This is a genomic window from Streptomyces sp. EDA2-14 (assembly GCF_054963755.1).
Genome location: NZ_JBUEGE010000004.1, coordinates 333,125 through 346,415 on the forward strand (window position 1 = coordinate 333,125; position 13,291 = coordinate 346,415).

At 69.1% G+C, this 13,291-nt stretch carries 25 protein-coding genes; 18 read left to right on the forward strand and 7 right to left on the reverse strand.

Features of this window, described 5'->3' with window-relative positions:
- Nucleotides 1-41: 41 nt before the first annotated feature.
- The gene (locus ACY34M_RS14625) at nt 42-239 is read left to right on the forward strand and encodes a hypothetical protein (RefSeq protein WP_462718054.1); all 198 of its coding nucleotides are present in this window, start codon (nt 42-44) and stop codon (nt 237-239) included.
- Nucleotides 236-526: a hypothetical protein gene (locus tag ACY34M_RS14630; RefSeq protein ID WP_462718055.1), complete on the forward strand. Its 291-nt coding sequence runs from the start codon at nt 236-238 to the stop codon at nt 524-526. The genes ACY34M_RS14625 and ACY34M_RS14630 overlap by 4 nt, the downstream gene beginning before the upstream one ends.
- A gap of 1 nt (nt 527) precedes the next feature.
- Here ACY34M_RS14630 and ACY34M_RS14635 read toward each other — a convergent pair whose 3' ends face one another.
- Genes ACY34M_RS14635 through ACY34M_RS14645 form a run of 3 tightly spaced genes read right to left on the reverse strand, consistent with a single transcriptional unit; the run spans nt 528 to nt 1,550 of the window.
- On the reverse strand, nt 528-725 hold the full coding sequence (locus tag ACY34M_RS14635) for a hypothetical protein (protein ID WP_462718056.1): 198 nt from the start codon (nt 723-725) through the stop codon (nt 528-530).
- Between the two features lie 49 nt (nt 726-774).
- Complete coding sequence (locus ACY34M_RS14640) at nt 775-1,284, reverse strand: GIY-YIG nuclease family protein (protein WP_462718057.1); 510 nt, start codon at nt 1,282-1,284, stop codon at nt 775-777.
- Nucleotides 1,281-1,550 (reverse strand): hypothetical protein, encoded by a 270-nt coding sequence (locus tag ACY34M_RS14645; protein WP_462724116.1) that lies wholly within the window; start codon nt 1,548-1,550, stop codon nt 1,281-1,283. The genes ACY34M_RS14640 and ACY34M_RS14645 overlap by 4 nt, the downstream gene beginning before the upstream one ends.
- A gap of 129 nt (nt 1,551-1,679) precedes the next feature.
- Between ACY34M_RS14645 and ACY34M_RS14650 the strand changes: the two genes are divergently transcribed.
- From ACY34M_RS14650 to ACY34M_RS14685, 8 genes are all read left to right on the forward strand, one after another.
- Nucleotides 1,680-2,006 (forward strand): hypothetical protein, encoded by a 327-nt coding sequence (locus tag ACY34M_RS14650; protein ID WP_462718059.1) that lies wholly within the window; start codon nt 1,680-1,682, stop codon nt 2,004-2,006.
- A 71-nt stretch (nt 2,007-2,077) separates the two neighbouring features.
- Nucleotides 2,078-2,470 (forward strand): hypothetical protein, encoded by a 393-nt coding sequence (locus tag ACY34M_RS14655; protein ID WP_462718060.1) that lies wholly within the window; start codon nt 2,078-2,080, stop codon nt 2,468-2,470.
- Nucleotides 2,471-2,479: 9 nt separating this feature from the next.
- Nucleotides 2,480-2,650 (forward strand): hypothetical protein, encoded by a 171-nt coding sequence (locus ACY34M_RS14660; RefSeq protein ID WP_462718061.1) that lies wholly within the window; start codon nt 2,480-2,482, stop codon nt 2,648-2,650.
- On the forward strand, nt 2,647-2,916 hold the full coding sequence (locus ACY34M_RS14665; RefSeq protein ID WP_462718062.1) for a hypothetical protein: 270 nt from the start codon (nt 2,647-2,649) through the stop codon (nt 2,914-2,916). Before ACY34M_RS14660 ends, ACY34M_RS14665 begins: the two co-directional genes overlap by 4 nt.
- Nucleotides 2,913-3,458, forward strand: coding sequence for a DUF3560 domain-containing protein (locus tag ACY34M_RS14670; protein ID WP_462718063.1), 546 nt, complete (start codon nt 2,913-2,915; stop codon nt 3,456-3,458). The genes ACY34M_RS14665 and ACY34M_RS14670 overlap by 4 nt, the downstream gene beginning before the upstream one ends.
- Nucleotides 3,459-3,595: 137 nt before the next feature.
- On the forward strand, nt 3,596-3,961 hold the full coding sequence (locus ACY34M_RS14675) for a hypothetical protein (protein WP_462718064.1): 366 nt from the start codon (nt 3,596-3,598) through the stop codon (nt 3,959-3,961).
- A complete protein-coding gene (locus ACY34M_RS14680) occupies nt 3,958-4,137 on the forward strand; it encodes a hypothetical protein (protein ID WP_462718065.1) in 180 nt (59 codons plus the stop codon). Before ACY34M_RS14675 ends, ACY34M_RS14680 begins: the two co-directional genes overlap by 4 nt.
- A 158-nt stretch (nt 4,138-4,295) precedes the next feature.
- On the forward strand, nt 4,296-4,766 hold the full coding sequence (locus ACY34M_RS14685; RefSeq protein ID WP_462718066.1) for a hypothetical protein: 471 nt from the start codon (nt 4,296-4,298) through the stop codon (nt 4,764-4,766).
- Between the two features lie 234 nt (nt 4,767-5,000).
- Here ACY34M_RS14685 and ACY34M_RS14690 read toward each other — a convergent pair whose 3' ends face one another.
- The 4 genes from ACY34M_RS14690 to ACY34M_RS14705 are packed head-to-tail and all read right to left on the reverse strand — an operon-like array spanning nt 5,001 to nt 9,334.
- Nucleotides 5,001-6,683 carry a hypothetical protein gene (locus ACY34M_RS14690; protein ID WP_462718067.1) on the reverse strand — a complete coding sequence of 561 codons (1,683 nt, stop codon included), beginning with the start codon at nt 6,681-6,683 and terminating at the stop codon, nt 5,001-5,003.
- A 15-nt stretch (nt 6,684-6,698) separates the two neighbouring features.
- Nucleotides 6,699-7,949: a PBSX family phage terminase large subunit gene (locus ACY34M_RS14695; RefSeq protein ID WP_462718068.1), complete on the reverse strand. Its 1,251-nt coding sequence runs from the start codon at nt 7,947-7,949 to the stop codon at nt 6,699-6,701.
- Nucleotides 7,950-7,952: 3 nt separating this feature from the next.
- Nucleotides 7,953-8,474, reverse strand: coding sequence for a hypothetical protein (locus tag ACY34M_RS14700; RefSeq protein WP_462718069.1), 522 nt, complete (start codon nt 8,472-8,474; stop codon nt 7,953-7,955).
- A complete protein-coding gene (locus ACY34M_RS14705) occupies nt 8,474-9,334 on the reverse strand; it encodes a hypothetical protein (RefSeq protein WP_462718070.1) in 861 nt (286 codons plus the stop codon). The genes ACY34M_RS14700 and ACY34M_RS14705 overlap by 1 nt, the downstream gene beginning before the upstream one ends.
- 154 nt (nt 9,335-9,488) lie before the next feature.
- On the opposite strand from ACY34M_RS14705, the gene ACY34M_RS14710 reads away from it, so the two are divergent.
- The 8 genes from ACY34M_RS14710 to ACY34M_RS14745 are packed head-to-tail and all read left to right on the forward strand — an operon-like array spanning nt 9,489 to nt 13,291.
- Nucleotides 9,489-10,286, forward strand: a complete 798-nt coding sequence (locus ACY34M_RS14710) for a hypothetical protein (RefSeq protein WP_462718071.1) — start codon at nt 9,489-9,491, stop codon at nt 10,284-10,286.
- Between the two features lie 19 nt (nt 10,287-10,305).
- A complete protein-coding gene (locus ACY34M_RS14715; RefSeq protein ID WP_462718072.1) occupies nt 10,306-11,163 on the forward strand; it encodes a P22 phage major capsid protein family protein in 858 nt (285 codons plus the stop codon).
- A gap of 35 nt (nt 11,164-11,198) precedes the next feature.
- Nucleotides 11,199-11,579 (forward strand): hypothetical protein, encoded by a 381-nt coding sequence (locus ACY34M_RS14720; protein WP_462718073.1) that lies wholly within the window; start codon nt 11,199-11,201, stop codon nt 11,577-11,579.
- The gene (locus ACY34M_RS14725) at nt 11,579-11,920 is read left to right on the forward strand and encodes a hypothetical protein (protein WP_462718074.1); all 342 of its coding nucleotides are present in this window, start codon (nt 11,579-11,581) and stop codon (nt 11,918-11,920) included. Before ACY34M_RS14720 ends, ACY34M_RS14725 begins: the two co-directional genes overlap by 1 nt.
- Nucleotides 11,921-11,923: 3 nt before the next feature.
- Nucleotides 11,924-12,298, forward strand: a complete 375-nt coding sequence (locus tag ACY34M_RS14730) for a head-tail connector protein (protein ID WP_462718075.1) — start codon at nt 11,924-11,926, stop codon at nt 12,296-12,298.
- Nucleotides 12,298-12,636 (forward strand): hypothetical protein, encoded by a 339-nt coding sequence (locus ACY34M_RS14735; protein ID WP_462718076.1) that lies wholly within the window; start codon nt 12,298-12,300, stop codon nt 12,634-12,636. Before ACY34M_RS14730 ends, ACY34M_RS14735 begins: the two co-directional genes overlap by 1 nt.
- Nucleotides 12,636-12,974 carry an HK97 gp10 family phage protein gene (locus ACY34M_RS14740; RefSeq protein WP_462718077.1) on the forward strand — a complete coding sequence of 113 codons (339 nt, stop codon included), beginning with the start codon at nt 12,636-12,638 and terminating at the stop codon, nt 12,972-12,974. Before ACY34M_RS14735 ends, ACY34M_RS14740 begins: the two co-directional genes overlap by 1 nt.
- 14 nt (nt 12,975-12,988) lie before the next feature.
- Nucleotides 12,989-13,291 (forward strand): hypothetical protein, encoded by a 303-nt coding sequence (locus ACY34M_RS14745; protein WP_462718078.1) that lies wholly within the window; start codon nt 12,989-12,991, stop codon nt 13,289-13,291.

Here is a 13,291-nt window from a genome sequence, read left to right on the forward strand (position 1 = left end):
CCAGAAGCCCAGCAACATCCAACCCTGCTGAGAGGAATCTCATGACTCAACTCCCCACCCTCAGGCGCCTGCCCGCGATGGCTGCCACTGTCGTCGCGGCTTCCGCCGCCGCGGCTGGCGTCGTCGAGGCGACCGGCGCGCCCGCCACGGTCGTCGCCGGCACGGTCGGTGTCCTGGCCGTCGGAGGCGGCGCCATCGCCACCGCGGTCCGCGCCAAGCCGCAGGAGGTGCGGCGATGACCGCGACGACCTGGGTCAGCCGCCCGCCAGAGTCACTGCGGAGCGTCGACGGTGTCCCCGGCTGGTGGCCGGCCGTGATGCAGGCCGTCGCCATGAAGCGGCGCTTCACCGCGATGATGCTCACCCGCGCCACCCCGAGCGTCGAGAACGGCGTGCTCTCGCTGGCGTTCAACGCGCCGGGCGCGGCAGACCACTTCAGGCTGCCGGGCAGTGGCTGCCTGCCCGTACTGGAGACCGCACTCCGCGAACTCGGCATCGACGTCACCGTCGACGTACAGGGCGCCTGACCTACCCGCTCACGACAGGGCCCCGGTCGCCATCGCCGTCCGGGGCCTTCGTCATGCGGGGTACGGCGCGGGCCATCCACCGGCCGAGCGTCAACTCGCGTGGCGGCATCGACAGCTGGAGGCCGGCGGCGACGAGCAGGGCCAGGCCCTCCGCGGTCTCCGCCTCGTCATCGCCCTGCACCGTGAACCGCAACACCATGACTGGAGTGTGGCGCGGCGCGTGGGGGAGTGGGGCGGGAACCGGGGGATTAGGCGTCGGGGTGCAGGTCTGTCCGCGCGCCTTGGCCGGGTCGCTCGAACCCGATGATGGTCGCCGGCCGCCAGAGCGGGGTGCGCCCGTAGACGTGGTCGGGCTCGGGGAGTTCGCCGCGTTTCCGGGACCGGTAGGAGCGGACGGTTTGCGTCGTGACTCGCCAGTGCGCGGCGATGTCCGCAACAGTCCAATAGTCGGCGCCTTCGTCGGCCTGAGCCTGGGGCGGCGGAATCACCCGCGGCACGGGTAGTCGGCGCGGGCGGGGTTTGTGGACCACGTTGTATTTCGGGCTCTCCGACACAACAGCCTGCTTCTCGGCGGCCTCTGCTTCGGGACGGCTGTCGAACCACTCGGCAGTGTGACTTTGAACCTCGGGCCACCACTGCTTCTTTCGTGAGTGGTTGAGCCAGCGCTGGCCGAAGCTCTTGGTGATGCCGACGTAGAGCAGACGCTCGGTGGAGTCGAAGAAGCGGTAGAGCGCAGTGCGCTCGACATCTGCTGTCACTCGCCGCCCTCCTGCTCGGCCTCTGCCTTCTGGCGTGCCTCTGCGGCTACATCCTTGCTCGGGCGCGTCGGGGCTTTGGCTCCGGGCTTGTGCAGGTACCAGTCCATGAAGGCGCGCAGGGCTGCGCTGCGGTCGGTTCCCATGGGCTTGGCGGCGTAGCCGAATGCAGCCCAGTCCGTGAGGTCCACGCGGATCGGTCGTGTGGGGGTCTTCGGCTTGTTCGGCGACATGCCCTGACGGTATCCGGGTGTAGCTACCTGTGCCATCTTCCCTCTTCCCTGCTGTAGCTACCGGTGTAGCTACAGAATCTTCGGCGAACGACTTGCGGTGTAGCTACACCCGAGCCTACGGTGTAGCTACACCCCGAGCAAGGGGCACCGCCAAGGAGGCTCCAGATGGCCCGCTTCACCTACTCCCAGACCGTCGACCAGGCGGCACGCGTCCTCTTCGCCAAGCACAAGGTCTCCGTCAGCGACCGCTACGGGAAGTGCACCGCCCCGGGATACGTCGTCAACGAGGGCCGCGACGGCAAGGTTCGCGTCGCGCACCTGATCCCCGAGCCCGACCTCCTGGACGACGACCGCCAGACCGACGACGAGATGGCCGCCGAGCGCCACGAGATGGTCGACGCCTACGCCAAGACCCTCGAAGCCGCTGGCTACACGGTGGAACGCCGAGGACCTCGCGCCCGCAAGCCGTACCTGCTCGCACGGAAGAACTGAACCACCTCAGCGCCCGGCCGGGGGAGGCCGGGCCCGCCGATCCACCGCACATCCGTATCCAGGGGGACCCGTTGAACGCCAAGCTTCGCCGCCGCACCTGCACCGCCGCCCAGGCCGTCACGAAGGCGCTCGCCTACCGGGCCCGCTCCGGCAGCATCGCCGCCGACCTCGCCACCGGACTCCTCGTCCGCACCGGCGACGTCCTCGACCGACTCGGCGCCAGCGACCTCAAGGACGGCTACCAGTCCTGGTACGGCCGCCACGTCAAGAAGGCGCACACCGCCGCCAACGGACGCCCGCCCGTCCGCTGCTGGGTGCAGCACCGCACCACCGGCAAGTGGATCCACGTCCACGTGTACAGCCCGTTCGACATCGCCCTGTACGTCGGACTCGCCAGCTACAAGCAGACCCAGCACCTCGCCCGCCCGGCCTTCTACCAGGCCGCATACACGGAGGCCGCATAGGAGGCCGTCATGCAGAACCGCACCGGAATCAGCCGCCGCCGCTTCGTCGTGGAAAAGCGCGGGCCGTTCAGCTTCTACGTCTACGACACCGTCACCGGCGTGAGCCGCCACCCGAGCTTCACCCGCCGAGGCGCCCAGAAGATCGCCGACCGGAAGAACGCTGCGCAGGGCCCGTCGTGATTGCCGCCCCGCGCGTCAACATCCCCCGCCCGGCCGCCCTCGCCAACGTCTTCCCGGCCCCGCCCGCGACCCCGGCGGAGGCTGCCCGGCAGGCGGGTGTCCTGCTCGCCGCGCAGGCGCAGACCTGCCAGGACCCGGACGCCCGCGAGCACGGCCGCAACCTGCGCTTCGCCGAGATCGCCCGCGCCAACAAACAACTCGCCCGCCAGGGCGCCGTGTACGGGTGGGAGCACCTGCCCGGACGGAAGCAGAAGGAGTACCGATGAGCGACCCCGGAGACAGCCCCGAGCGCCGAAAGGCCGACCGGCTCCAAGAGCGAGCCGACCGCTTGAACAAGACCGCCGAGCAGCAAGGCGAGCGGGCGTTCAACATGTACGGCCGGTTCGCCGGTGGCCAGCCCCTCCTGTCCGGCCACCACTCATACCGCTCGGCACGCCGCGCGAAGAACCGCGCCGACGCCGCATCCGACCGGGCCGTCGAAACCTTCAAAGCCGCCCAGCAAGCCGAGAGGGACGCGAAGTGGGCGAAGGTGCGCGCCGACGCCAAGGATGAGATCACCGCGATCACCAGTACACGCGAGCGATCGTGGCAGCCCGAAGACTTCCGTGTCGGCGACATCGTCACCGTCCGCACCTTCGAGACCAGCCAGGACACCTACCGAGTCAAGCGAGTCAACAAGAAGACGCTGACACTCGACGGCGGAGGCGGTGGATGGGACGACCCCAAACGCCCCTACGACCGGGTCCTGTCACGCACCCGCGATGGCCTCACCGTCACCAACCCCGGCGACGCTGAGGGCAGCGAATGACCGCCCCAACCCCTGTCCCGCCGCCGCTGGTTGAGCCTGGCCGGCCGTATGGCTGGTGGGAAGACGACCCCCGCGAGAGCGGGCGCGCCGAAGACCGCTACTGGGGCAACCTCTACGACCGAGACGAGGACTGAACCGTGAACCACCCGCACTACCTGACCCTCATCGATGACGGCGAGCGCAGCCTCGACTGGACGCACCCCGCAAACTGTCCCGACGGCGCCCAGTGCGACATCGCCCGACGCACCCATCGGATGCGCCCCGAAACCCTGTGGGAGCTTGTCGACGGACGCCCGCCAGGCCGCTACCGCCTCGCCTGCGCCGGCTTCCACGCGCTGATCCTCGTCGACGACAAGGGGATCGAGCTGCCCGACGCACACCCCGGCGATGAGGTGACAGCGCGTATGACCGAGCAGCACGAGCAGCTGCTGGCCCGCCTCGACGACGTGGTCGACGTGGAAGCCGGACTCGCCGAGATCATCAAGCCCAAGGAGCAGCAGTGAGTGAACTCCGCGTCCAACTGATCTCCGCCGCCGTGGCTTTGGGAGTGCTGAGTGCGATCGTGCTGCCCGACGCCGGGCACCTCACCGCCACGAGGCTCGGTATCGGCTTTGGCGCCTACCTGGTCGCACAGGTCGCCATGGCGTGGACCCTCGGACGCCGTGCGCATAGCCGCTGACCGCCCGCGCGTCGAGCCCCAGCCCCGCCGACAGGGACTGGGGCTCACAACTGCCGCGGGTAACCACGCCAACCAGCGCAACCTCACGGCCCGTTGAGCCGTCACCTATCCGCACGCCCGCATTCCGGGCACAAGACCACCACACCACCGGGGGAATCATGAGACGAACCATCCTGCCCGCAGCAGCCATCGCCCTGCTCGCCATCACCGGATGCAGCAGCGGCAAGCCGGCCGAGGGTGCCGCACCCCAGCCCACCACCGTCGTCACCGCGTCACCCACCTACGACGCCTACGACTGCCAGGCGCTCCTCGAGCGGGACTACGACGACGAGAACGCCCACGACGCCTCCGATGAACCCCAGTGCGCCGCACTCACCAAGAAGCAATACCAAGACGTTGTCGCCGACGTCCTCACCGGCCGCAAGGACGAGATCGTCGACACCGCCGCCGACGAAGTCGCCTGGGACGAAGCGTGGAAGCAGACCGACCCCGAGCAACAGGACATCGTCTGCGACCGCCTCCGCGCCGACGGGCCCGAGATCGTGGGCGCCGAGATGGCCGACAGTACCGGCGACGACGAGAACGACCAGATCGCCATGTCCCGGTACCTCCTCAAGGAGAAGTGCTGACCGGCGCTTCGCTCAGCACGCCGGAAGTGGGAACACTGGAGTTAACCGATCTCCAGGAGGTGATCCGATGCCGGGACGAAGGCACACCGGCAAGGTGCGCAGTCAGGCTCAATGGAGGTGGATGTTCGCCACCAAGCAGCGCTTCGCCCACCGCTGGGCACGAGCACGCAAGCGGACCTACGGCAAGAAGACCGACTACCGAACCCTCCCCGCGCGTAAGGGCGCCCGCCGCCGCTAAGCAGCTGCCAGACCGCGTGAGCCCCCGCCCTCTTCCTCGTCCGTCTCGTCGAGGCCCTCGTCTGCTCCCGCCTCCGGGCCGCCGTCGCCGCTCTCCTGGTCGGTGTTCGGGTCCTGCCCGCCGCCCGTGTTGAACGGGTCGCCAGCCGGGACCAGGTCGTTGCGCTGGTCGTCGCGGATGCGCCGCACCTCCGCCTCGACTTCCTCGTCGTCGAGCTCGGGGGAGCGCATCTTGACCTTCATGAAATCGCTGATGGCACCTGCAGAGTCGAGCAGCTGCAAGGTGCGCGCCGTCGCTTCGGGGTCGGGCTGTACGGCCTGCGGCCACGACGCGGTGAGTTCGGCGGCAGGGTCGACGTCCTTCGCCCCGCAGTGCGTGACGTCGACCATCATCATCGTCGTCAGGTGATCCAACAATGCAGGCCGCTGGTACAGGATCTTTGTGCCGCGGGTGGCGAGGGACTCTTCCTTGCGGGCCGCGACCTCCGTCGCCGTGACCGCGACGTTGCCCTCCTCGCCGAAGCTCTGAGCCGAGTAGCCGGCCGACGACAGGATCTGCTTGCGGAGCGCCTTCGTCGTCCGCTCGTGCTCGTCCACGCGGATCTGGAACTGGACCTCGGTGATGGAGTCCTTGCCGCCCTCGTCGAGCATGTTCAGCCCGACGCGCACCTCCTGCTCCAGGTTGAACGTCCCTCCGCTGCCGGGACCGTCGGTGTCGAGCATCGACTGCGGCAGCAGGATCCTGGCCTTGCCCAGTCGCAGATCTCGGAGCCAGCTCGTCCAGGTTTCGTCGAGGGAGTCCATGAACGGCTCCACCCCGGCCAGGTCTGAGCGCCCGAGCGGGGACGTGTCGGGGAGGCCGTCCCACACCCGGTTCGGCAGCACATTCGGCAGGTGCGTAATCAACAGGCGGTCGATGCCAGTCGACTGGCGGCCATGATCGTCTGTGCGGGACGTCAGATACTCGGTGTCGGGGTGCGCGGCGAGCGTGTCGCAGCGCATCCCAATGTTGTCGACACCGCCCTCATACAGGCCGTACTCGATGACGCCCGGCGTGTGATGCTCCAGCAGCCGCCACACCTTCGACTCGTCCTTGAGCGGGGTCAGCTCCCGCCACACGATCGCCTCCGCCAGCGCACCCCACCGCCACGTCGGCACCACAGCCTCCGGGGCGATGACGTCCGTCCACGGGCGTGGACGCAGCTTGGTGTCCCATACGACCCGCAAGTACGCGTTCGACAGGCCTGCGGTGAGTTCGGCGGCCTCCCGCATCTTGGCGTGCCCGCGGTCGTCGAGGTAGCGCCCCAGCTGCGCCTGTGTCGTCTCCACACGGTCCGTCGAATCGACATCCACGGTCACCTGCGGGACGTCCGCCCACAGCAGGTTCGCCGACAGCTCGGCGATGTCCGCGGCGATCGGCACATGCAGCTTCGCCGTCTGCTGGCCCGGGGCCGGCTGCTGCCCCCAGAACGTGCGCAGCTCATCCCCGGCCGCGCGCCGCTCATCGACCTCGAAGAAGCGGCGGGCGATCGCGTTGTTGCGGTAGTTCGCCACACCGCCATACACGGCGGCCAGATGATCGGTGTTGCCCGAGTACCAGGCACGCCACATGTCCATGTCGGCGTGCGGGATCGCCAACTGGGGCGGCGGCCACGGGGCGTTCGTCGTGGGCAGCGGCATGAGAGGGGGTCCTTCCTAAGCGGCCATGGCGAGCTGGCGCTGCCACAAGGGGCGAGTCGTGTACGTGGCATAGCGGGCGGAGTCGATCCCGTGGTCGGCAATCTTGATGGGCTTGTCCTCGCCCTTCTCCGCGGCCTTGTCGTCCCAGGCGTAGCCCGGCATTTCGGCGATCAACGCCTTGCATGAGGAGTGGACGCGCAGCTTGCCCGCGGACAGCAGGCTCGACATGGTGCGTACTCCGTCCAGCACCGAGTTGTTGGCCGGTGTGGGCGTGAGCTTGTCCCGCCTGAGCTGCGCGATGAACGAGGCCGCCGACGGGTCGACCGTCACGAACGATGGGCGCACCGCGCCGACGCCGGGGACGTCGGAGAGCCAGGCGCGCATCCGCTCGCTGTACTCAAGGTCGGTGAGCTGGCGGCGCTGCTGACGGCCGTCGTAGCGCCACTCCGAGGCGACGTACAGGCGCCTGTCGCGCCCCAGCCCGAGGAGGGTCGCGTGGAAGGGGTTCGTCTGTCCGTAGTCAACGCCGACGCCAACCCAGCGTGCGATGTCGGGAAGCGTGTCGACGACGTGCCGCTCCTCGTCCCACATGTCGAAGATGGAGCCCTCGGCGGCGATCCACTCGCCCAGCACGAAGCGCCGGAACCAGAGGCCCACGAATTCGGCGCGGATCGCGGCAACGTAGTCGACGGCCAGGGACGGGTTGTCGTCGAGCGTGAAGTGCCAGTAACGGATGCCGAGTTCGTCGCGACGGTCGATGAAGTCCCGCTTCAGCCAGTGGGCCGGCGATCCGGGGTTCGTCGACGCGAACAGCTTCGCGCCGGGCACGCTCATACGGCCAAGGAGCTGCGTCCAGAACTCCTGCGGCACGAGCGTCGCCTCGTCCACGAGCACGCCTGCGCAGGTCATGCCCCTCAGGCGCTCCTCCGCCCGGCTGTCGTTGGCGCCTATGACCCGGACTGGCCGGCCGAGGATCGTGGCCGTCGGCGCGCCGCGGGTGTAGTGCACGTGATGGGCGAGCGGCCCGAACAGGCTCGGGTCTTGGAGCGGGATGAACACGTTGGACGCGGCCGTGTTCGTCGTCTTGGCGACCACGGCCAGCTCGCCGCCCAGGGGAGCGGTGGCCACGTACATGAGCCACCGCAGCAGCGTCGAGATCGTCTTCCCGGCACGGATCGACCCGGAAGCGATGTTGATGCGCGCCGTACTGTTCGCGACGAAATCCAACTGCTTCCGGGACATCCCGAGCTCGGCCGCACTCAGCATGCGTCACTCGTCCTCAGGCATTTGAGTCTGGCCCTCGTCCTCGTTGACGATGGCGGCAATGCCTTCGGCAAGCTTCCCGAGCATCGACTTGGCGTCGTCCGTGCCCCCGCTGGCTGCGACGGGTGCGAGCTTTAGTGACCGGTCGGACGCCGCGCCGGCCGCCGTCACGAGGGCGCGGCGTTCGGCCGCGGGCGCCTCGGAGAAGGTGTGCTCCTCGTAGACGTTGTCCTTGCCGCCGAACGCGTAGACCGTCGTCTCCTGGTAGATCCGGTCGAGGGAGTCTTCGGCGACGTCGTGGAACTGCTCGGCGAGATCGATGCGGCGCTCGGCTAGGTCTGCCATGCGGGCGCGCGTGGCTGCCTCGACCTTGGATCGGTCGAAGCTCAACTCCAGGTATGCAGCGGTACGGGAGATGCAGCTGCCCTGGATGCCCATCCGGCGGCTGATCTCGTTCCTGCCGAGCCCTTCGGCGTGGAGTTGGCGCAGGAGCGGCCACTTGTCCTCGGCCATGATCTCTCTGGGCATCAGGCCCTCCGGGGGTTGTGTGCGCGCTGGCGCAGCAGTGCGGGGAGTGGGGTGCCCTCGAGCGGCCACGACTTGGACCACGGGATCGCGGCGCACCGGCAGTGCGGGTGGCGCGGCGGGCCGGGGATCGGCGTGACGAACACGGTGCGCCGCGGGTCGAGGGACAGGCCGCCGGGGAACAACTGGCCGGGCTTGACGGTGAGTCCGGCGTAGGCCTGGCACGCGGGGCACGCGCCGATCTCGGCGACCCACAGCAGGCGGGTGTCGTCGCCGAGGGCGCGGGCGACGAGGCGGGTGCCGTTCGCGGCGGCGCTGGTGATGGCGACGGCCATGGCGGTGGAGATCCTGCCGACGGCGCGCCGGGCCCGCTTGAACACGGAGTTGAGGCCGGCGAGTCCCGTGGCGGTGAGGGTCGCGGCGGTGAGCAGGGCGAGCGCGTGGCCCTGCGCCTGTTCGACGGCGGCGGGGATGGACTGTGCGGCGCCCTGCGCCTCGCTGCCGAGTGCGGGGTCCACGGGCGGGGTGGGCGTGCCTCGCATCGCGGTTGCGAGCCGTGAGGCGTGTTGGGCGCCTTGCTGGGCTGCGTTGAACGCGGCGCGCTCTGCGGCGGCTTGCGCCTGCTTGCCCTTGTCCGTGAATGCCTGGCGCAGGAGTTGGCGTACCCAGTCGACGAACTCCTTCAGCCGGGCGGGGACCAGGCGGCCGATGGTTTCGCGGACCCAGCGGGTGACGGCGGCTGCCTGCGCGTCGGCGATGGCTTGGGCGAGGGGGCGGGTGGCGTCGGCGATGGCCCGCTGTTCGAGGGTGCGGATGCGGTCCGGCTGCTGCTGTGCGGTGTCGGCGATGCGGCTGCTGTCCACACGCCACCCCCTCTCCGGTATTCGAATCAAAGGCAAGCTTGCCTTGTTGCCTTTGATTGTGCAGTATTGAGGCGGGTTCAGGGTTAACATCGACGCCAACGCGAGGCGGTCAAGGCACCGCCACCATCGCGCAGGCCGCCCAAGGAGGCTCCCGATGACGACCCCCGCCCCCGCAACACCCGCCGACAACTCGAACCCGGACACCGGCAACCAGCCGGCCACCCCGCCCGAGACGACGGCACCCGCACCGACTCCGCCAGAGCCGGCCGCACCCGAAGCACCCGCCAAGCCCGCCGAACCCGCAGAGCCGAAACCCGCCGCCGAACCCAAGGGGAAGTCCCCGAAGTTCGAGGGCGAGTTCGACCCGGCGAAGTTCGAGAAGCTCGTCGAGAACCTCCGCGGCGACGTCGATGCCGAGAAGCAGAAGCGTCAGGCCGCAGAGAAGAAGGCCGCCGACGACCAGGCCGCGATGCGCAAGTTGTTCGCGGAGGCCGCCGGCGTCAAGCTCGACGAGGACAAGCCGCCCACCCCGGAGGAGTTGGCGAAGCAGCTGGAGGAGTCCCGCGGCGAGACCAAGGCGTCCCGCGATGAGACCCGACAGATGCAGGTCGAACTCGCCGTCTACAAGACGGCCGGGAAGCACGGCGGCGACCCCGACGCGCTGCTCGACTCACGTTCCTTCGCCAACGCCATCTCGAAGCTCGACCCGACTGCGGGCGACTTCGACGAGGCAGTCGGCAAGGCCGTGAAGACGGCGGTCGAAGGCAACAGCAAGCTCGGCGTCAAGAAGGCTGAGCCGAAGCCGGAGACCCCCGCGGGAGGCGCGGACATGGGCGGGACGTCGGGAGGCAAGCGGCAGCTGGGTGCGGCGGACGTGGCGCGGATGACACCCAAGCAGATCACCCAGGCCGTTCAGGAGGGCAGGCTTAACGCCTACCTCGGCAGCGGCTGATGGCCCATAGGAGCCTCCGTTGTCGATCAACAACTTCAAGCCGGAGATCTGGTCCGCCCAGCTCCTGGATGCCCTGGAGAACGCCCTCGTCTACGCGCAGCCGCAGCTGGTCAACCGCGACTACGAGGGCGAGATCTCCAGCCAGGGCCAGTCGGTTCACATCACGACAATCGGCGACCCGACGATCTTCGACTACGACAAGAACTCGAACCTCAACTACGAAGAGGTCGAGACGGCGGGCACGGACCTCGTCATCGACCAGGCCAAGGCCTTCGCGTTCCGCCTCGACGACGTCGACAAGGCACAGGCCCTCCTCAACCCGATGACGAAGATGGCCCAGAACGCCGCCTACGGGTTGCGCGACAAGGCCGATGCGTTCGTCGCCAGCCTCTACACCGGCGCCGCCTCCTCGAACGTCCTCGGCTCCACCGGCTCACCGATCAACACCTACACGACGGCGACCGACGCCTACGACAAGGTGCTCGTCCCGCTGCGCACCAAGCTGGACCGTTCCAACGTGCCCACCGAGGGCCGCTACGTCGTCGTCTCTCCCGAGTTCGAGGGCTCGCTCCTCAAGGACGACCGGTTCGTCCGCGTCGACGCCTCCGGCACCGAGACCGGACTGCGCAACGGCATGGTCGGCCGCGCGGCCGGCTTCGACATCCTCAAGTCGAACAACACCCCGGTCCCGTCCGGTGACACGCAGGTCATCCAGGCCGGCTACCCCGGTGCGCTCACCTACGCCGAGCAGATCCTCGAGACCGAGGCGCTGCGCCTCCAGAACACGATCGCCGACGCGATCCGTGGCCTGCACGTGTACGGCGCGAAGCTCCTGCGCCCGACCGGTATCGCGGTCGCCTTCATCGACCCCGCGTGATCCTCGTCGCCCTAACTGACTCTGGGAGCTTCCTCATGCCTCGCACCGCTGTTCCGTACAGCCCGCTCGTCGCGAACGGGCACCTCACGTCCCCCGCGGGGACCACGATCGACGCGACGCTCGTCACGAACGGCGTCGTCATCAACGGCGTCGACCCGGAGCGCACCGTGCTCCGCGTCAACAACACCGCGACCGGCGCCAAGAACGTCACCGTCCGCGCGGGCGCAGGACGCCAGTCCTGGCTCTCCGGTTCGGGCGATTACGTCCAGGCGGTCGGCGCGAACACGGGCTCCGAGTTCCTCGGCCCCTTCACCAGCGCCCGGTTCCAGCAGCGCGGCTCGTCGATGTACGTCGACTTCGAGTCCGGCTTCACCGGCACCATCACGGTCCTCAAGCTGCCGAAGGCGGGCCTGTGATGGCGGGCCGCGAGTTCCAGGGTGCGGGCGGCCTGCGCCTGCACCTCGATGAGCCGTACTCGCCGCAGATGGAGGAGCAGATCCGCAAGGGCCACCTCGTGCCCGTGACGGATGAGTCCCCCGCGGAAGAGCCGACCGGCGAGCAGGTCACCGAGCCGCAGACCGCGGCGCCTGGCGACGGCGACGAGCCGAAGCGGCCCGCCTCCAACGCGAAGGTCGACGACTGGCGTGCCTACGCGGTGTCGCTCGGCATGTCCGAGGACGAGGCGAAGGCGTCGACGAAGGCAGACCTTCAGGAGTGGGTCGAGGTCGCCGAGACCGCCCAGGACGCGGGGGAGTAGTCGATGCCGTATGCGACCGTCAGCGACCTGGAGGCGTGGCTCGCCCCTGAGCCCGCGCCGGAGAACGCTGTGCGCCTGCTGACGCGGGCGTCCACGGCGATCGACAGGGCGCTGTACGGCCTCGCATACGACGTCGACGACCCCGACGTGCAGGCGGCGCTGCGCGACGCGTGCGTGCAGCAGGTGCAGTGGCTGATCGACCGCGACGACGAGACCGGCGCGCAGGACGACATGCAGTCCATGTCGACCGGCCAGCGTTCCTTCACCCGTCGCACGGTCGGTGCGGGCGCGGGCGCGACTCAGCGCCTTGCCTCCTCGGCCGCCGACGTCCTCAAGGTCAGTGGCCTGTTCAAGGCGTTCGTGTGGGTGGAGGGCTGATGCCTGGCCACATCGGACGCCAGTCCGTCATCGTCCTCGACGCACCCCTCGTCGCAGGCCCGTACAACGAGCAGGTCCGCGACTGGGACAACGCCGTGGAGACGGAAGTGCGGCGGGCCACCTGCGACTACACGGGTTCCACCGAGTCGGAGAACGCGGGCGACCAGACCGTCACCACGGCCCGCCTGTTCATGCCGCGCCGAGCGATGCGGGTCACGGAGTGGATGCGCGTCAAGTGGCAGGGCCGTATCTGGCAGGTCGACGGCGTGCCCTCCGACCCCGAGGAAGCGGGCCCGCTGTCGGGCCAGGTCGTCGACCTCAAGGAGGTGGCCGGCTGATGCCTGCTCGCGTGGACATCGAGGTGGAGATCGACGACGAGGCGATCGACTTCGATCTGCCTCACGACGAGGCGGTGCAGGCGGACCTGCGGGCCCGCATGGACAAGGTCGTCGACGTCGCCAAGGCCATCGCGCCCGTGGACACGGGCCTGTACCGGTCACGGATCTCCCGCATCACCGAGGACGACCCGGAAGGCGCCGTGCACGTCGAGGCCAACACGCATTACGCGATCTACGTGGAGCACGGCACCAGCCAGACCGACCGGCACGGCCGCTCCATCCACCCGCCCCGCTACACCCTCTCAACCGCACTCGACGCCGCCAGCGGCGATCACTGATCAAGGAGCAACTGATGGCTGACGGCGACGTCGTGAAGATGAAGCTCACGTTCTGGCGTGACGGGAAGCAGCCCGGCGACATCGTCGAGGTGCCCGTCGACGATGTGTACCGGTGGAAGGGCTTCGCCGTCCCCGTCGAGGACACGGACCCGGCCGACGTTCCCGGACCTAACGGGGCGCCCGCCGACTCGGCGCCGGTCGCCGACTGGCGGGCCTACGCCATCTCCCTCGGCATGGAGAAGACGAAGGCCGACAAGGCGTCCAAGGCCGAACTGCAGGACTACGTGGCCAAGGCCACCGCCGGGGCGACGGCCTAG